Source organism: Paenarthrobacter sp. NPDC089307, assembly GCF_040685055.1.
Lineage (GTDB): Bacteria > Actinomycetota > Actinomycetes > Actinomycetales > Micrococcaceae > Arthrobacter.
In genome coordinates, this window is sequence record NZ_JBFBHE010000002.1 from 653,778 (window position 1) to 670,987 (window position 17,210).

14 protein-coding genes and 2 riboswitches are annotated in these 17,210 nt (G+C 63.8%); of the genes, 4 read left to right on the top strand and 10 right to left on the bottom strand.

All coding sequences use genetic code 11. From position 1 onward, the window contains the following. Nucleotides 1-169 precede the first annotated feature (169 nt). The 3 genes from AB0N72_RS06885 to AB0N72_RS06895 are packed head-to-tail and all read left to right on the top strand — an operon-like array spanning nucleotide 170 to nucleotide 2,420. Nucleotides 170-985, top strand: a complete 816-nt coding sequence (locus AB0N72_RS06885; protein WP_363930219.1) for an amino acid ABC transporter substrate-binding protein — start codon at nucleotides 170-172, stop codon at nucleotides 983-985. Beyond that, complete coding sequence (locus tag AB0N72_RS06890) at nucleotides 986-1,645, top strand: amino acid ABC transporter permease (RefSeq protein WP_363930220.1); 660 nt, start codon at nucleotides 986-988, stop codon at nucleotides 1,643-1,645. Continuing rightward, entirely contained in the window at nucleotides 1,632-2,420 is a 789-nt protein-coding gene (locus AB0N72_RS06895) for an amino acid ABC transporter ATP-binding protein (RefSeq protein WP_363930221.1), read from the top strand. Before AB0N72_RS06890 ends, AB0N72_RS06895 begins: the two co-directional genes overlap by 14 nt. A gap of 22 nt (nucleotides 2,421-2,442) precedes the next feature. Here the strand turns inward: AB0N72_RS06895 and AB0N72_RS06900 are convergent, their stop codons facing one another. The 10 genes from AB0N72_RS06900 to AB0N72_RS06945 all read right to left on the bottom strand — a co-directional run bounded on the left by AB0N72_RS06900 (nucleotide 2,443) and on the right by AB0N72_RS06945 (nucleotide 15,771). Further along, a complete protein-coding gene (locus tag AB0N72_RS06900; protein ID WP_363930222.1) occupies nucleotides 2,443-5,469 on the bottom strand; it encodes a glycoside hydrolase family 38 C-terminal domain-containing protein in 3,027 nt (1,008 codons plus the stop codon). A 168-nt stretch (nucleotides 5,470-5,637) separates the two neighbouring features. Further along, entirely contained in the window at nucleotides 5,638-6,501 is an 864-nt protein-coding gene (gene fdhD, locus AB0N72_RS06905) for a formate dehydrogenase accessory sulfurtransferase FdhD (protein ID WP_363930223.1), read from the bottom strand. Nucleotide 6,502: 1 nt separating this feature from the next. Further along, nucleotides 6,503-8,809: an FdhF/YdeP family oxidoreductase gene (locus tag AB0N72_RS06910; protein ID WP_363930224.1), complete on the bottom strand. Its 2,307-nt coding sequence runs from the start codon at nucleotides 8,807-8,809 to the stop codon at nucleotides 6,503-6,505. Nucleotides 8,810-8,861: 52 nt separating this feature from the next. Further along, entirely contained in the window at nucleotides 8,862-10,205 is a 1,344-nt protein-coding gene (locus tag AB0N72_RS06915) for a molybdopterin molybdotransferase MoeA (RefSeq protein ID WP_363930225.1), read from the bottom strand. Beyond that, nucleotides 10,202-11,131: an NTP transferase domain-containing protein gene (locus AB0N72_RS06920; RefSeq protein WP_363930226.1), complete on the bottom strand. Its 930-nt coding sequence runs from the start codon at nucleotides 11,129-11,131 to the stop codon at nucleotides 10,202-10,204. Before AB0N72_RS06920 ends, AB0N72_RS06915 begins: the two co-directional genes overlap by 4 nt. 42 nt (nucleotides 11,132-11,173) lie before the next feature. Further along, nucleotides 11,174-11,674 (bottom strand): HNH endonuclease, encoded by a 501-nt coding sequence (locus AB0N72_RS06925; RefSeq protein WP_144662688.1) that lies wholly within the window; start codon nucleotides 11,672-11,674, stop codon nucleotides 11,174-11,176. A 217-nt stretch (nucleotides 11,675-11,891) separates the two neighbouring features. Next, a complete protein-coding gene (locus AB0N72_RS06930; RefSeq protein ID WP_363930227.1) occupies nucleotides 11,892-12,665 on the bottom strand; it encodes an NlpC/P60 family protein in 774 nt (257 codons plus the stop codon). A 94-nt stretch (nucleotides 12,666-12,759) separates the two neighbouring features. Then, complete coding sequence (locus AB0N72_RS06935) at nucleotides 12,760-13,491, bottom strand: C40 family peptidase (RefSeq protein WP_363930228.1); 732 nt, start codon at nucleotides 13,489-13,491, stop codon at nucleotides 12,760-12,762. A gap of 4 nt (nucleotides 13,492-13,495) precedes the next feature. Then, nucleotides 13,496-13,664: riboswitch (cyclic di-AMP (ydaO/yuaA leader) on the bottom strand. A gap of 138 nt (nucleotides 13,665-13,802) precedes the next feature. Continuing rightward, nucleotides 13,803-14,639 (bottom strand): M23 family metallopeptidase, encoded by an 837-nt coding sequence (locus AB0N72_RS06940; protein ID WP_363930229.1) that lies wholly within the window; start codon nucleotides 14,637-14,639, stop codon nucleotides 13,803-13,805. A gap of 4 nt (nucleotides 14,640-14,643) precedes the next feature. Continuing rightward, nucleotides 14,644-14,884, bottom strand: a riboswitch (cyclic di-AMP (ydaO/yuaA leader). A gap of 191 nt (nucleotides 14,885-15,075) precedes the next feature. Then, entirely contained in the window at nucleotides 15,076-15,771 is a 696-nt protein-coding gene (locus tag AB0N72_RS06945; protein ID WP_363930230.1) for a metal-dependent transcriptional regulator, read from the bottom strand. 303 nt (nucleotides 15,772-16,074) lie between these two features. Here AB0N72_RS06945 and serC point away from each other — a divergent pair, with 303 nt between their 5' ends. Continuing rightward, nucleotides 16,075-17,205, top strand: a complete 1,131-nt coding sequence (gene serC / locus AB0N72_RS06950; RefSeq protein ID WP_363930231.1) for a phosphoserine transaminase — start codon at nucleotides 16,075-16,077, stop codon at nucleotides 17,203-17,205. Nucleotides 17,206-17,210 lie beyond the last annotated feature (5 nt).

The following is a 17,210-nucleotide window of genomic DNA, read 5'->3' on the forward strand; positions in this document are numbered from 1 at the left end:
GAATCAGAGAACGGGTTTCCGGTGGACGTGGCGCCCACATGATCACAATTGGGGGGATGAGTGGTGGCGGGCTGTTGGGGACCGCCCCCACTCAGCCTTTTTAACGCACTTTTACCCGGCGCCGGTGTCCACCGCCGTACGCGTTCATTCCGGTGACTAAGATGGCTCCATGAACAGCCTCCGTACCCGTCGTTCCATCCTTGCCGTCACCTTGGCTTCTGCAGCCCTCGCCCTTTCCGCTTGCGGTGGCGGGTCAGCACCGGCACAGTCCGGTGGCGACACCTCGCTCTCGGACGTGAAGTCCAAGGGTGAACTGGTCATCGCCACTGAGGGAACCTACCGCCCGTTCAGCTTCCATGCTGAAGGAGCCGGCGACCTCACCGGGTTCGACGTCGAGATTGCAAAGGCTGTAGCCGGGAAGCTCGGCGTCAAGGCGTCCTTCCAGGAAACCCAGTTCGACGGCATCTTCGCGGGCCTCGATGCCAAGCGCTTCGACACGATCGCCAACCAGATCTCCATCAACGATGAGCGCAAGGCCAAGTACGAGTTCTCCACCCCTTACACCATCTCCACCGGCGTGGTGGTGACCAAGTCGGACAACTCCAGCATCAACAGCTTCGCTGATCTCAAGGGCAAGACCACCGCACAGTCCCTTACCAGCAACTTCTACAAGATGGCCGTTGAGGCCGGCGCGAACGTCCAGGCGGTTGAAGGCTGGGCCCAGTCCGCCACCCTTGTCCAGCAGGGACGCGTCGACGCCACAGTCAATGACAAACTCACCTACCTGGACTACGCCAAGACCACCCCTGACTCCGGCTTGAAGGTAGCAGCCGAAGCGCCGGACAAGACCGAGAGCGCCTTGGTATTCCGCAAGGGATCCAGCGAACTCACCAAGGCTGTGGACAAGGCCTTGGAAGACCTCCGTGCTGACGGAACGCTGGCGAAGATCTCCGACAAGTACTTCGGCGCGGACGTCACCAAATAGATGAACTGGGACCTCATCTGGAGTTCCTTCGGACCGCTCATCACCGGAGCCGTAACGGGGACCATCCCCTTGACGCTGGCCTCCTTCGCGTTTGGCCTGTTGCTGGCCCTGGTGGTGGCTCTGATGCGGTTGAGCCCGAACTGGCTGCTGTCCGGAATCGGCCGCTTCTACGTCTCGGTCATCCGTGGCACGCCCCTTCTGGTGCAGTTGTTCGTCATCTTCTTTGGCCTGCCCAGCATCGGTGTGCGGCTTGATCCGTGGCCCAGCGCCATCATCGCTTTCTCGCTGAACGTGGGCGGTTACGCCGCCGAGATCATCCGCGCTGCGATCCTGTCAGTGCCCAAGGGCCAATGGGAAGCGGGCCACACCATCGGGATGTCCAACCGCCAGACCCTGGTGCGGATCATCCTGCCGCAGGCCGCGCGGGTTTCCGTGCCGCCATTGTCCAACACCTTCATCTCCCTGGTGAAGGACACGTCCCTCGCATCACTGATCCTGGTCACCGAACTGTTCCGGAATGCCCAGCAGATCGCCGCCTTCAGCCAGGAGTTCATGGCCCTGTACCTGCAGGCGGCCTTGGTCTACTGGGTCATCTGCCTGGTTCTTTCCACTGCGCAATCGGCGGTGGAGAGGAGATTGGACCGCTATGTCGCCCACTGATCCGTCAAACATGGTCCTGGAGGCGCGGAACCTCGCCAAGGCCTTCGGCAGCAACACAGTCCTGCGGGACATCGATATCGATATCCGCCGTGGCCAGGTCGTGGCCCTGATCGGGCCTTCGGGCTCCGGTAAGACCACGGTCCTGCGCTCACTTAACGGCCTGGAAATTCCCGACGCCGGTACGGTCACCTTCGGCAGTGGCGATGCCTCAAGCGGGCTTGCCATCGATTTCGGGTCCAAGGTCGGCAAGAAGGACGTTGCCGCACTGCGGGACCGCAGCGCCATGGTTTTCCAGCACTACAACCTGTTCCCCCACATGACGGTGCTCAAGAATGTCATTGAGGGACCGGTGCAGGTACAGAAGCGCCCCAAGGCGGAAGCGATCGCCGAGGCCGAACGCCTGCTGGAGCGCGTGGGCCTGGCTGACAAACGCGACGCCTACCCCTTTGAGCTCTCCGGCGGCCAGCAGCAGCGCGTGGGAATCGTGCGTGCACTGGCACTGAAACCGCAGTTGTTGCTGTTCGACGAGCCCACGTCAGCCTTGGATCCTGAGCTTGTGGGCGATGTCCTGGGCGTGATCAAGGAACTGGCCGAAGAAGGCTGGACCATGGTGATCGTGACCCACGAACTCGCCTTCGCCCAGCACGTGGCCGATGAGGTCATCTTCATGGACGGCGGCGTCGTGGTGGAGCGCGGTCCTGCTGTCGAGGTGCTGCGCGCACCCCGGCAGGAGCGGACAAAGCTCTTCGTCAAACGGCTCCAGCACGACGTTTAAGCTGGAGCGCCCGCCATTCCCCCTAGCGGGCGAAGCGCAGCGTCACCAATTGGAACGGCCGGAGCACAAGCTTGGCGGACTGGCCCTCCACGGTCACACCCGGAGCTTCCACGGTCCGTTCAAGCAGGTCCGTGGCCACCACGCCGCGTGCGTCGAAGCCTGGCTTTACCGAGGCCGCTGAACGCTCTCCCAGGGATTCGTACAGTCTCACCACAACATCCCCTGAACCGTCCTCGGCCAGCTTCACGGCTTCCACCACGATCGCCGGGTTGGATACAGAAACCAACGGTTCAACGGGATGCCCTCCCGTGACGAAGCGCGGCTTCAGGTTGGTGCGGTAGCCCTCTTCCACGGCGTCGGCAATCGCGGCCCCTGGCCTGATGGAAAGTTCCAGGGTGTGCTCGCCCCGGTCCGCTTCGGGATCAGGGAACCGCGCGGAGCGCAGCAGCGAGGTGCGCACCGTCGTCGTGGTTCCGCCGTCTTCGCGTACTGCCCTGGTGACGTCGTGCCCGTAGCTGGAGGCGTTGCTGATGGCCACCCCGTAGCCGGGTTCGGCGACGTGGATCCACCGGTGGGCGCAGATCTCGAACTTTGCCGCTTCCCAGGAGGTGTTCGTGTGGGTGGGCCTGAAGACGTGGCCGAACTGCGTCTCGGAGGCGGAGCGGTCCGCCCGGACATCGAGCGGGAAGGCGATCTTCAGCATCTTTTCCCGCTCCTGCCAGTCCACGCTCGTGGAGATCCCCAAGGAGGCGGCACCGGCGTCGAGCGTCAGGCGTTGCGTGATGGTGGAGGCACCCACCGCGCGCTTGACCACCACGACGACGCCGTTCGGCGTACGCTCGAGGTCGACGGCTTCGGCGCGGGTCAGCGGGGTGACGTTGCGGCGGTAGAACTCTTCGATGTCCCAGGCGTCCCATTCGTTGGGCGTGTCCCGGAAGAGTTCCAGCAGGTTGCCGGCCTGCCCGGGAGCGATGGCCTCCCTGCCGCTGGCGTGGTCCATCACGGAGGTCAGCAGGCCGTTTGCGCCCACCACAACCCGGACCAGCCCGTTGTCCAGCACGAAGCCGCCGCCGGACTGCCCAACCTGGACACCGGAACCGGGGTTCACGGCCTCGGCGATCCCCAGGGCGGGGACGCCACTGCGTTGGTGCGGAGCGGCATTGAGGAAGTATTCGGTATTGCCTGCCCCTACCAACGCTTGGGCAGCGTGCTCGATGATCCGCTCCAGGTCGCGGGAGATCGCTTCATAGTTCCCCTCGGCATCCTGGTGGACCCACGCGATGGAGCTGCCCGGCAGGATGTCGTGGAACTGCTGGAGCAGCACCAGGCGCCAAAGCCGCTTCAACTCGTCTTTGGGATACGTGTAGTCCGCTCCAAGACGGACGGCAGCGGTGGAGCACCACAACTCCGCTTCGCGAAGCAGGTGTTCGCTGCGCCGGTTGCCCTTCTTTGTCTTGGCCTGGCTCGTGTACGTCCCACGGTGCATCTCCAGGTACATCTCCCCCACCCAGACAGGAAGGTTGGTGTACTCGGCCTCGGCCTTGGTGAAGAAGTCCCTGGCGGTGCCCATGCGGACCTTGGGCGAGCCCTCAAGGTCTGCGGTGCGATGCGCGGCAGCCACCATTTCCCGCGTTGGTCCCCCGCCGCCGTCGCCGTAGCCGAACGGGACCAGCGACATGGTTCCGCGGCCATGATCGCGGTAATTGCGCTCTGCGTGCGCCAGTTCGCGGCCGTGAAGTTCGGCGTTATACGTGTCTACGGGCGGGAAGTGGGTGAACAGCCGGGTGCCATCGATACCCTCCCACGTAAACGTGTGGTGCGGCATGCGGTTGACCTTGTTCCACGAGATCTTCTGCGTCAGGAACCACCGGGAACCGGCTTCCTTGACGATCTGCGGGATGGCACCTGAATAGCCGAAGGAGTCGGGTAGCCAGGCTTCCTGGCATTCGATGTCGAACTCTTTGAGGAAGAAGCTCTTGCCCTCCACGAACTGCCGTGCCATGGCCTCGCCGCCGGGCATGTTCGTGTCCGATTCCACCCACATGCCACCCACGGGGACGAACTGGCCGGCCTTCACTTTCTCGCGGATGCGGACGAAAAGCTCCGGGAAGAACTCCTTCATCCAGGCCATCTGCTGCGCCGAGGAGCAGGAAAAGACAAAGTCCGGATCCTCATCCATGAGGGCCACTACGTTGGAGAAGGTCCGGGCACACTTGCGGATGGTTTCCCGGACCGGCCACAGCCACGCGGAGTCGATGTGGGCGTGGCCCGTGGCCAGGAGTTCATGGGCAGAGGCATAAGCAGGGCGGCCCAGGACCTCCTTCAGCGCTTCGCGCCCGGCCGCGGCTGTTCCCGCGACGTCGTCCGGGTCCATGATGTCCAGCATGCGTTCGAGCGCACGCAGGATCTCGTGGCGCCGGGGCATCTCCGTGGACAGTTCATGCATCAAGCCGCTGAGGGTCCAGATGTCCTGGTTGAGCTCCCAGACGGTCTCGTTGAGCTCTGCGATGGCGATCCGGCCCAGACGGTAGCGCGGCTCGTCACCGGAGGTGGCCTTGTCCCCGAGCGGAGTGGGGGCAAAGGACCAGCCCTGGGCAACATCGGGGTTTGCTGCGGCCTCTACGTAGAAATCGACGGACTGCCCTCCACCAAGAAGCTTGAGGGGGACGTGGTAGTTCCTTGGAGAGATGGCTTTGATGATGCTGCCATCGGCGCGCCAGGCAGTTCCTTCGCACTGGAATCCCGGAACGTCGCTGTTGAAGCCGAGGTCCACGATGATCTCCACGGCAGTGGCATCCGACATGCCCCAGTCCTGCGGAACCTCGCCCTGCAGCCGCAACCACTTGGTGCTCCAGGCCTTTCCCCACGCCGCGCCCTGTTCCTGCGGGGTGAAGAGCTGGCGCATCGCTTCAGCCGCCGGGACGGGCTCCCCCGGAGCATCCCAGCTGCTGAGTTGAAGCGGTATCGCCCTGCCGTAAATGGCCGGAAGAATGCGGTCGCGAACGAATCGGTCGAGACGCTGTTCAGTGATCCGGCGGTCGTCGTGCAATTATTTCCCCTTTGGGCGTTGACTGGGTGGCAAGGCTGATGACCGGACCCAGCGTACTGGGCGGGCACGGCGTTTAGTGCTTGTCGCCGCGGTTCCAATCGATGGATAAAATCTACGGCGTCCGCGGCCAATAGCCAAGTGACCTGACGATATCCACAGCCGCCTGCCTCAGCCGGGCAGCTCTGCGATCCTTTCGCGGCCGGCGTACACATTGAGGCTCGAACCGCGGCTGAAGCCAACAAGCGTGATGCCGGATTCGGCAGCCAGCTCGGCGGCGAGGCTGGACGGTGCGCTTACAGCTGCCAGGACGGGGATCCCCGCCATGGCAGCCTTCTGCACCAGTTCAAAAGAGGCCCGCCCTGAAACCTGCAGCACTGTGCCCCGCAAAGGCAGCTTGCCGGCCCGGAGGGCCCAGCCCACCACCTTGTCCACCGCGTTATGGCGGCCGACGTCTTCCCGGAGGCACAGCAACTCGGTGGTGCCGTCGTCGTGGATCCTGAAAAGTCCGGCAGCGTGGACGCCGCCTGTCTTGTCGAACACGGCCTGCGCCTCGCGAAGCCGGTCCGGCAGGGCGGCGAGCGCCCCGACGGGAATGGTGACATCGTCCTCCACGGGGCTGTGGTGCGACGACTTGCGAACGGCCTCGATGGAGTCAGTACCGCAGATGCCGCAGGAGCTGGAGGTGTACACGTTCCTGCCTGTATCTGGGCGTTTCACGTCCGGGCGGAGTTGCGCATCCACCACGTTGAAGGTCTGCACTCCGTTCTCGTCCTCGCCTGAGCAGAAGCGCTCGGAAATCAGCTGTGAAGGCTCCCACACGATCCCTTCCGAGACCAGGAAGCCGGCCACCAGGTCAAAGTCGTCTCCCGGCGTCCGCATGGTCACGGAGAACGACATGTCCCCGAGCCGGATCTCCAAGGGCTCCTCAACGGCAAGGACGTCTTCCTTTAACCGGACAGGATGCTCCAAGGCCTGCGGTGAACCGTCCAGGACAAACTTGTGCACCTTGCGGCGCTGCGTCACGCGTCCCACATCAGGATCCGTTCTCCTCATGGTTAACAAAGCGCACAGTCATGGCCTTGTAGCCGGGGGTGTTTGATTCGCGCGCCACAAGCTCGCGGTGTACCAGGGCATTGGCTTCGGGGAAGTACGCCGCAGCGCAGCCCTTGGCTGTTGGATACCCGATGAGCCGGAACCTGTTGGCCCGCCGCTCCGTCCCGGCGAACGTGGAAATGACATCCACAAGGTCGCGGTCCTTGAACCCGAGTTCCGTGAGGTCCTCGGGGTGGACGAGGATCACCCGCCGTCCATCCGAGACCCCTCGGTACCGGTCATCCAGCCCATAGAAGGTGGTGTTGTACTGGTCATGGCTTCGCACGGTTTGCAGGATCAGGTGGCCGTCGGGAGCTTCGAGGTACTCCAGCGGCCGCACGGAGAACCTGCCCTTGCCGATGTCCGTGGCGAAGGTGCGGCTGTCACGGGGAGGATTGGGCAGCACAAACCCGTTCTTGGTGCGGACGCGGGCATTGAAGTCCTCAAAGCCGGGGATGACACGGGAAATATGGTCCCGGATCACGTCATAGTCCTCTGCCATGGCCCGCCAGTCCACGCTGTGGTTGTCACCCAACGTTGCCTGGGCCATCCGCGCCACAATGACCGGCTCACTGAGCAGGTGCTCGGAGACCGGTTCCAGCCGTCCTTGCGTCTTGTGGATAACGGACATGGAGTCTTCCACCGATAGGAACTGTTTTCCCTTGGGGTGCTTGTCGTCCGTGTCGGTCCGGCCCAGCGTGGGAAGTATCAGCGAGGTCTTGCCGTGCACAATATGGGCGCGGTTGGGTTTGGTGGAAATGTGGACCGTCAACCCGGCCTTCTTCAGGCCCTCCTCCAGCGCTGCAGTGTCCGAACCTGCGGCGGCGAAGTTCCCGCCCATGGAAACGAATACGTCCACCTCGCCCTTCTCCAGGGCGTGCTGGGTCTCCACGGAGTCGTAGCCATGGTCCCGGGGCATGCGGAAGCCGAATTCCTTGTCCAGTGCGGCCAGGAAGGACTCCTTGGGCTTCTCCCAGATGCCCATGGTGCGGTCGCCCTGCACGTTGGAGTGGCCACGGACCGGACAGGCGCCTGCGCCGCGCTTGCCGAAGTTGCCCTGCAGCAGGAGCAGGTTGATGATCTCCCGCAGGGTGTCCACCGAGTGCGGCTGCTGCGTCAGTCCGAGGGCCCAGCAGATGATCGTAGCCTTCGAGGCAGCCATCATTGCCGCCACCTTGGTGATGTCCGCACGCGAGAGGCCGGTGGCACGTTCCGTTTGGTCCCAGTCCAGCACCGAGCGTGCTTCCTTGTATGCGGCGAACCCTTCGGTCTGCTGCTCAATAAAGGAATGGTCGACGACGGTACCCGGGTTACGCTTCTCTTCCTCCAGGAGCAGGTGGCCAAGGGCCTGGAACAGCGCCAGGTCGCCACCGACCTTGATCTGCAGGAACTCGTCCGCGATGGTGGTTCCGCCGCCGATCACGCCGTTGAGCGACTGGGGGTCCTTGAAGTTCAGGAGCCCTGCCTCGGGCAAGGGGTTCACTGCCACCACTTTGCCGCCGTTGTTCTTGCAGTCGCGCAGGGCGGACAGCATCCTCGGGTGGTTGGTTCCCGGGTTCTGGCCTACCACCAGTACCAGCTCAGAGTGGTGGATGTCCTCCAAGGACACTGTTCCCTTGCCGATTCCGATGGTGGGGTTCAGCGCGCTTCCGGAGGACTCGTGGCACATGTTGGAGCAGTCCGGCAGGTTGTTGGTGCCCAGGCTGCGTGCGAACAGCTGGTACATGAACGCGGTCTCGTTGGCCGTCCTGCCGGAAGTGTAGAACACGCACTTATCAGGCGTAGTGGCGTTGATGTGCTCGCCGATCAGGGCGAATGCCTCGGTCCAGCTGATCGGGGAATAGTGCGTGTCCCCCGGCCTGATGACCACGGGCTCGGAGATACGGCCTTGGCTGCCCAGCCAGTATTCGGTCTTGTTCTCGAGCTCTGCGATCGAATGCCCGGCCCAGAACTCCGCGCCAACAGTCCGGGTAGTGCTTTCCTCGGCGATCGCCTTGGCACCGTTCTCGCAGAACTCCGCGGGGCTCCGCCTGCCGGTAATGGATTCGGGCCACGCGCAGCCCGGGCAGTCGAAGCCATCGTGCTGGTTGACCCGCAACATGGATCGGACCGTGCGGGTTACGCCGGCTTGGGCGTACCCGCGTTCGAGGGCGACAGTGACGGCTTTGACGCCGGCTGCGGCTCGTTTGGGCGGGTGGATCTGCAGGTCATCTTCATTGATGTCCTGTTCGGGGGCATGCCTGTTCATGAGTCCATCATTGCATCTTGCAGGGGCCTGCTGCCGTTGCAGCCAGCCTGCCTCAGGCGTCCAGCCCACTCCAATCCACGGGACCTGCGGGCGCCTTGCGCTGGGTCCGGGCTGGCGCTTTCCGCGGCTTGTCCCCGGCCGGCTTCGGCACGGGCAGCGGCTTTCCCCACGGCAACGCGAAGGCAGCCACCGGCTCACCCAACTGGACCCCGTGCGGAGGTACCACCATCACTCCGTCAGCACCAGCCAGTCCGCGCATCATGCCCGGCCCCGTGTGCTGGGCCGGCGACGCCAGGCCGTACACCACCTTGAAGGGCATCAGCCGTGTCCGCCCCGGATCGGCGTCGATGGTGGTGCCGCAGGGAACTTCGTTTGTTGCTTCCAGTCGCCCGTGGCCCAGCGCTGCCAGCAACGGTCCACCCACAGTGAACAAAGCCATCATCGCGGCCAAGGGGTTGCCGGGCAGCCCCACCACGAAACGCCCATCCGGCAACTCGGCAAGGACAGCCGGATGCCCAGGCCGCATGGCAATGCCATCAATCAGCAGGCGGCCCCCAAGTTCGGCCACAGCCCTCCTGAAATGGTCCGTACCGGACCGCCCCGTTCCACCAGTAGTAATGACGACGTCGGCAGGCGGCTCCGCTTCTGCCTCCGGTTCCCCCGGTGCCGGCTCCGTGTCCTGGAGCGCTCCCATCCATTCCTCGTAGTTGTCGCCGACCCGGAGTTGTTCCCCTGCAATACCGCCCAGGAGTTCCACCACCGCGCCCAGTTGCGGCCCAAAGGTGTCCCTGACCTGTCCCGGCTGCGGTATCCCCCGCTCCACTACCTCCGAACCGGTCAAGAGGAACCGGACCAAAGGTTTCCCAAGGACGTCCAGATGGTCCAGGCCGGCGAGAGCCGCGAGGGCGATGTGTGCAGGGTTCAGCAGGGTCCCCGCCTTGAGCAGGACGTCACCTTCGGCGGCCTCTTCGGCAGCTTTACGGATGTGCTGGCCGTTACGGGGCTCCCCCGGCTTGGCGGCGCCGCCCAGCGCGAGAACCGGCAGGCCGTCGTCGTCCGTCGTGATGACACCGCTTTCGCTGCGCAAAACCGCCTTGGTACCAGGAGGAACCAGGCCGCCGGTGACAATCGGGCACGCCTGGTGGGGTGCCAGCCTCAGGCCAGGCTCACTGAGGATCCATGGGCCGCTTCCATTTATTGCCCAGCCGTCCATGGCGGAGGAGGCGTAGTGGGGCATGTCCTGTATCGCCAACGCATCCGAAGCCAATGTGCGGCCAAGCGCTGCCTTCAGCGGAACCGGGCCCGGCGGTATGGGAGTGGCGGCATCGAACGCTCGCTGCCGGGCCTCCTGCCATGTGTGCGCCGCGTGGTGGCCCTCGCCGGGGGCCTCCGTCATTCGGCGTCAGTCCCGGATTCCGAGTACTCCTTGGCTATTTTCCTTGCCAGTTCCAGGGCAGCGTTCATTGAGGCGTCATCGCTGGCCTGGCCAATACCGCGGGCCATTCCGGCGGCATACCCGGCAATGAAGGTAGTCAGCGGCGCGGCGGGTCGGACCACCGAATGCGCGGCCACTCCTGCCACAGCAAGTACCTCGTTGATGTCCACATCCACGCCCTCAAGCTCAAACGCCTGCAGCAGCGTGCGGCACCAATCCTCGAGCGTCTCTTCCTGGCTCTTCACGTCCGCCTCCAACTTGTAGTCAATACCCAGGGCCGCGGCGTCTTCCCACGTATCCACATCGTCCGTAGAGCCTGCGGGGACGTCAACCTCCAGCAGGTTCAGCCTAGCAAGCAGCTTGAACACTGAAGAGTTCGTTAACGCTGAACCTTGCGACACGCCGGAGCCCCGCGAAGCCAACTCCACTTCCCGTTCCAAGGCGACGGTGCTGTAAACCCCCAGCAAGGGTTGTTTGCGGCCATCGGCAGACACCGCCATGACCCCTTCCACCGCGGACCCTTCCATGGCGGGATGCACCGCGAGTGCCTCCCACAAGCGGCTGACTCCCTCCGAGGCCTTGGGCATATCGCAAGCCAGAACCAGCGTCCAATCGCACCTCGATCCGGCGGCTTTGAGGGCGGCCAAGCCGGCCTCGATTGCCGCGGCTGGCCCTGCGAAGGCTGGCTCCTCACGCGCCATCAGGACTGCGTCGGGCAGTGCATCACCGTAAACGTCCGGACCCACCACAACCACAGCTTCCGCACCACGTGCCGCCTGCAGTGCACGCGAAAGGAGGGTGCCGCCGTCGTACTCCAATGTCGGCTTGGGCACGCCACCGAGGCGGGTGGCCCTGCCACCCGCCAATATCACGGCGTTGAACTCCATCCGCCCAGAGTACCCGGACGGGCGGAGGTCAATGGAAATCGATCAGGCAGCGGATTCCGGCAACAGGAACGGGTCCCAGTCCGGCGCAGGTTTCTCGAGTTCTTTGATCTGCCACATGGTCCCCTGGGGCACACCGGGTTTGAAACGGAGCTTCCAGCCCATTTCGGCCAATGTATGGTCGCTCTTGGCGTTGTTGCATTTCAAGCACGCCGCAACCAGGTTTTCCCAGGAATCCGCGCCGCCCCTGGATTTGGGGTGGACGTGGTCTATGGTGTGGGCTGTTTTCCCGCAATAGGCGCAACGGTGTCCGTCGCGGCGAAGAACCCCGCGGCGGCTCACGGCAGTGATCCTGTTGTACTTGGGACGGATGTAGCGGTTGAGGAGGATCACGGAGGGGCGTCCGAGAATCTCCTGTGGCCCGACGACAGGCTCGTCGCCTTCGGCCACTACGCTAGCTTTCCCAGTGAGCACAAGGACCAGCGCCCGGCGGAAGGTAATAACCGCCAGCGGTTCATATCCAGCATTCAGAACGAGTGTGCGCATGCACGTACCTCTTCACGGCCGCACCCGTCAGGGGCACGAGGGCCGGCTGCCCTCTGCATGTACGGGCTGTGGATCGACAACACAAGAGTAAGCACTTATATGCCGTATCAACGAATTTATTTGTCGTTTCGCTCACAGTGTCCGCAAAAGTTCACACCTGGTTAAAGCAGAACACCCCGCCGGCCTGGGCCTGCGGGGTGTTCCTGGGAGCTAATGGCTAGCCGTTGACGCGGATGAATACCGGTCCGGAGCCGACGTTGACGCTGAACAGTGCCGTGGTGGATCCGTTCCATCCACCGTGGACTGCCATGCCGTTGCCAACGTATACAGCAATGTGGGCCTGTCCGGCCAAACCGCCGTTGGCGTAGTAAGCGAGGTCGCCGGGCTGTGCTTCAGCTGCACTGACGGTGCGGCCCAGGGAGAGGTAACCGGCCGGCCAGTCGTGGAAGTGGATGCCGACGGCTGCCAGGGAGTTGGTCACCAGCATGGTGCAGTCCTGCGTCACGCCGAGCTGGGCGTAGGCGGCAGCGGCAATGGCTGCGCCGAGTCCGCTGGAAGCAGCCGGAGCGGCAGGCGCCGGGGTGGCGGCGCTTACTGCCACATTGGCATTGGTGGCCGGAGCCGTGGTGGTCTTGGAGGCCTTGGCCTCAACCTTTGCCGGAGCTTCTTCAACCACGGGTGCCGGAGCTTCCACCGTGGTGACAACGGGGCGCTCGTAAGAGATGGCAACCGTGGAATCAGCGGCGATGGTGGCCTGGGCAACCGACTGGACATCCAGGGCGGTCGTCGACGTCGATTCGCGGTCCACGTTGGATTCAGCAGCATTGGCGGCGATACCGCTTGTCAGCACCAAACCTGATGCGGCGGCGATGACTGCTGCCTGACGGCCGACGCCACCGGCGTTAGCGGTGACAGCCTTTGCGATGACGGCAAGCGAGCTGGTCTTGGGGGCCTCAGCGCGGTGCCGTGCAACTTTGTTTGCACTGGTCATTGTTTTTCTCTTTCGTATCCGGAGGCAGTTGGGGTACCCACGGGTAGTGGGTCAGCTGGCAGGGGTAGGCCAGCGGGCCCCGAATCGGGTTGTTTTAGCGGAGGGTGAAGAACGAAGACGTGCCGGTGGAAGCCACGGAGTGCAGCAGGGTTCCCTGGCTGGGGTTCAAGGCGCTGATCATCATGCCGTTGCCAACGTAGATGCCAACGTGCGCACCGCCGTTCTGCATGACCAGGTCACCAGGCTGGGGGGTGCTGGTGGGCTTCATCGCCGTCCAGGCATTGACGCGGGGGATGCTGATGCCGGCCTGGGCGTAGACCCACTGGGTGAAACCGGAGCAGTCCCAGCCGTTGGGAGTGGTGCCGCCCCAAACGTAGGGCGAACCGATTCCGGTGTAGGCGATGGCAGCAAGCCCGGAGGCTGCAGCGCTTGAGGCGGATTCCTTGGCTTCGGAGGACTGGGCCGTGAGCGCGGTGGCGTCGTCAGCAGCACGCTCGGTGACTTGGGCCGCACGCTGGACGATCTTGGGGGCTTCCTGGGTGGCCACGGTCGGGCTCTCGAAGGAAACGGTGGCTGTCGGCTCTGCGGTGACCACTGCGGTTGCGGCCAGCTGCTGGGTGCTGGAGACCTCCGACGTGGAAACATCGGTGTCAGCGGCGTGGGCCGGCAATCCGACAGTGAGGACGAGGCCCGAGGCTGCTGCCAGCACGGCGGCCTGGCGGCCTACGGTACCGGCGTTCGAAGAAACAGCTTTCGAAAGAGTGTTCAACGGGTTCGTACGAACCGTTTCAGCGCGGTGGCGCGCAGGGGTAGTGCGTGATGACACGTAGGTAGCCTCTCCCAATGCCTGCGAGGTGAGCTGTCGGATTCGGATGGGAGTCATCCGGCCGCGCTGCTTCACGGGAAACTTTGCGACTTAACCCCAAGGCCTTCAGATGAAGACCAGAAGTGGTTCCCCCGCCCCTGCCAGACGATTTTTGCGAACGGAACTCGAGTGGTGGCAGAGCTAGGCAATCCACTCAAGTGCACCGGCCCCCTAAAAAGCCGATGCGCTCTGAAGGTTATAACAATTGAAAGCGAATGTCACATTCAGGTCACGAGGCCCGTCATCAATGCGAGAGGGCACCATCACGTGGCTTAGAGCCAGCCCATGGGGTCAACGACCTCGCCGTTGACCTGGACCTCAAAGTGCAGGTGGCAACCCGTGGACGCGCCAGTGGTGCCACTCAGGGCTACGGTGTCGCCGCGGTTGACCGTCTGGCCTACCTGGACGTTGAAGGACGACAGGTGGTTGTACGTGGTCTCGAGGCCATTGCCGTGGTCCACGACCACGCGGTTGCCTCCGCCGTACTCGTGCCACCCGGCGAAAGTCACTTTGCCGGCTGCGGCCGCGTGGACGGCGGTACCGCACTGGGCAACGAAGTCCTGGCCGCGGTGGAAGTCACCGGTGCCGCCAGTGAGTGGGCTGACGCGGTAGCCGAAAGGAGACGCGGTCACCAGGGAGTCGAGGGGGCTGCCCAGGGTGCCGGCGGAAGAATCGCGCTGGATGCTGCCTGCAGACTGGGCGCTGAGCAGTTGCTTCAGCTTTCCGTCGGGGTCCGCTGCGGTAGCGACGGCTGCACGGCTGAAGTCGATTTTGGCTGATGCTGCCGCGGAGACCTCGGGCTGGCTGCCTACGGCGCCCGCAACGGAGAGGGCAGACTCGGTCTGGCCCGATTCCGATGTGGCCATGACCGGGCTGGTGGCGGGCAGTCCGACAGTCAGGGCAAGGCCGGTGGCGGCAAGCGCCACTCCGGCTTTCTGCCCGACGCCACTTGCTGCGGCGAAGTCGGCAACCTGGCGCAACGGGCTCTTACGGCGGCGCACCTGGCGTTCGGTGTCGCGGGGCCGGATCTCCGATACGACGCGGGCTGGCCGCAGCTCAGTAGCGGGGCCGGACGCGCGGCGGCGGCCCCTGACGTTCTGCGATGTCAAACTCTGTTCCTCTCTGAAAAGCCTGCGAAGTTAGCTGTCGGATTCGGGTCAGAGAGTTCAAAGACCCGGTCCGCACGAGGCGCTCACGGCACACAGGTATCCCAAGAGGAACATGCGTCAGTGGGCACTTCTGCTGCGGACTTCACCCCAAGGCTGCTTCTTTAGACAGCCGCTTGTGGTTCCCCCGCCTCTGCCAGTAGTGGTGGTTCACCCGATCCGCTGGCAGAGCTCGGCTCCGGATCAGGTAACGCTTTGGTATCGGCGCTAGTAGATAACTATAGGGGATTAAGGCCCTTGGTAATAAATTCGTTATCAACAGGAATACGCGTGCGGCCGCAGGCCCTTATCACCATTCTCCGAAAACCGCAGGTCACACACGCGCCGCAGCACAAAAAGTGAGGTTTGACACGAGGGATTGACGCTGCCGAGCAGGTGGTCAGTTCAGGGACACGAAGACGTGCGCTGCAACTTCGGGAGGCAGCTCCAAGGCCCCTTCAATGCCAGGCACGCGAACGGAGATGTATTCGCCGACGCGTTCAAGGGACACCGGCGCGCCGGGCCGGATTCCGCCCTCGTCCAACTGGGTAAGGAGTTCGGGCTCCACCTGGATGGGCTCGGCCAGCCGGGTAACCACCACCCGGGAGTCGGAGGCGTAGCCGTCCATTGCCTGCAGGAGGTTGACATCGATCCTGGGGAATTGCTGGCCGGTCAGGCCACCCAGCGCTTCCAGTCCAGGGATGGGATTTCCGTAGGGAGACTCAGTGGGGTGTTCAAGGAGTTCGTAGAGCCGGCGTTCGACGCGTTCGCTCATCACGTGTTCCCAACGGCACGCTTCATCGTGCACGTAGGCCCAATCGAGACCGATAACGTCAGCCAGGAGGCGCTCGGCCAAGCGGTGCTTGCGCATGACTTCGGTGGCACGCTTTCGGCCCATCTCAGTCAGTTCCAGGTGGCGGTCGTTGGAGACGATTACCAGGCCATCGCGCTCCATCCGGCCGATGGTCTGGGAAACCGTGGGTCCGGAGTGCCGCAGGCGTTCAGCAATGCGGGCCCTGAGAGCCACGATGTTCTCTTCTTCAAGCTCCAAAATGGTCCGAAGATACATCTCAGTGGTATCGATCAGATCCGTCATCCAGCTCAGCTCTCCTCGAACGCAGTTTCTTGCGTGATCTCCACCGTACCGCGTCCCTTGCCGGGGTGGGCTGTGCCACCGCGATCCCATGAACGCCAACCCCAAGCCTAGCTTATTTAGAGTTACTCCGGATAATTCCGCCCGCATTCCGGTCGCATCCTGTCCGTCCGCGTTCCACGTGGCGGACTATGACAACCGCAGGTTCCTGAGCGCGGGCCTCGTCAGGCAGAATTGGGGTGTCGAAGGGGCAGTTGACGCCACCTGCCACGACCCATCTTGAGCCGATACCCTTTGGAGCCACACGTGAGCGACAACAGCATCACCATACCTGCCGACCTCTTGCCGAAAGACGGACGCTTCGGCGCTGGACCGTCCAAGGTCCGTCCGGAACAGGTCCAGGCTCTGTCCGCCGCATCGACCACCATCCTGGGCACCTCCCACCGGCAGGCACCGGTCAAGAACCTGGTGGGTTCGGTCCGCGACGGGCTGAGCCAGTTCTTCCGCGCCCCCGAAGGCTATGAGGTTGTCCTCGGTGTCGGCGGTTCCACTGCGTTCTGGGACGTCGCCGCTTTCGGCCTGGTGGAAAAGAAGGCCCAGCACCTCTCCTTCGGCGAGTTCGGCTCCAAGTTTGCCGCCGCCACCAACAAGGCGCCCTTCCTTGACGCATCCTCCATCATCAAGTCCGAGCCCGGCACCCGACCGGTGGCACAGGCTGAAGCCGGCGTCGACGTCTACGCATGGCCGCAGAACGAAACGTCCACCGGCGTCGCCGCTACCGTCAAGCGTGTCCAGGGAGCCGACGAAGGTTCGCTGGTCCTGGTGGATGCCACCTCCGCTGCCGGCGGCCTGGACGTCGATGTCTCGGAGGCGGACGTCTACTACTTCGCCCCGCAAAAGAACTTCGCTTCCGACGGCGGCCTGTGGCTCGGCCTCTTCTCCCCCGCAGCGCTGGAGCGCGCCGCCCGCATCAAGGCCAGCGACCGCTGGATCCCGGACTTCCTGGACCTGCAGACAGCCATCGACAACTCCAAGCTGAACCAGACCTACAACACCCCGTCCCTGTCCACGTTGGTAACGCTGGACGCACAGGTGCAGTGGTTGAACAGCAACGGTGGCCTGGACTTCGCCAGCAAGCGGACGGCGGATTCGGCCAACCGCATCTACTCGTGGGCGGAAGCTTCGGAGTACGCGACGCCGTTCGTGGCAAAGCCCGAAGACCGCTCCAACGTCATCGCCACGATCGATTTCGACGATTCGATTGACGCCGCGGCGATCGCCAAAGTCCTGCGGGCCAACGGAGTGGTGGACACCGAGCCGTACCGCAAGCTTGGCCGCAACCAACTGCGCATCGCCACGTTTGTGGCCATCGAGCCGGACGATGTCTCGGCCCTGCTCGCCAGCATCGACTACGTCGTGGGCGAACTGAAGAAGTAGCCACT

Excerpts from the sequence above, each read along its gene's own strand:
- AB0N72_RS06910 (WP_363930224.1), bottom strand. The coding sequence starts at position 8,809 with ATGAACAGGCATGCCCCCGAACAGGACATCAATGAAGATGACCTGCAG.
- AB0N72_RS06930 (WP_363930227.1), bottom strand. The coding sequence starts at position 12,665 with ATGACCAGTGCAAACAAAGTTGCACGGCACCGCGCTGAGGCCCCCAAG.
- AB0N72_RS06945 (WP_363930230.1), bottom strand. The coding sequence starts at position 15,771 with ATGACGGATCTGATCGATACCACTGAGATGTATCTTCGGACCATTTTG.
- AB0N72_RS06890 (WP_363930220.1), top strand. The coding sequence starts at position 986 with ATGAACTGGGACCTCATCTGGAGTTCCTTCGGACCGCTCATCACCGGA.
- AB0N72_RS06915 (WP_363930225.1), bottom strand. The coding sequence starts at position 10,205 with ATGACGGAGGCCCCCGGCGAGGGCCACCACGCGGCGCACACATGGCAG.
- AB0N72_RS06895 (WP_363930221.1), top strand. The coding sequence starts at position 1,632 with ATGTCGCCCACTGATCCGTCAAACATGGTCCTGGAGGCGCGGAACCTC.
- AB0N72_RS06920 (WP_363930226.1), bottom strand. The coding sequence starts at position 11,131 with ATGGAGTTCAACGCCGTGATATTGGCGGGTGGCAGGGCCACCCGCCTC.
- AB0N72_RS06885 (WP_363930219.1), top strand. The coding sequence starts at position 170 with ATGAACAGCCTCCGTACCCGTCGTTCCATCCTTGCCGTCACCTTGGCT.
- AB0N72_RS06925 (WP_144662688.1), bottom strand. The coding sequence starts at position 11,674 with ATGCGCACACTCGTTCTGAATGCTGGATATGAACCGCTGGCGGTTATT.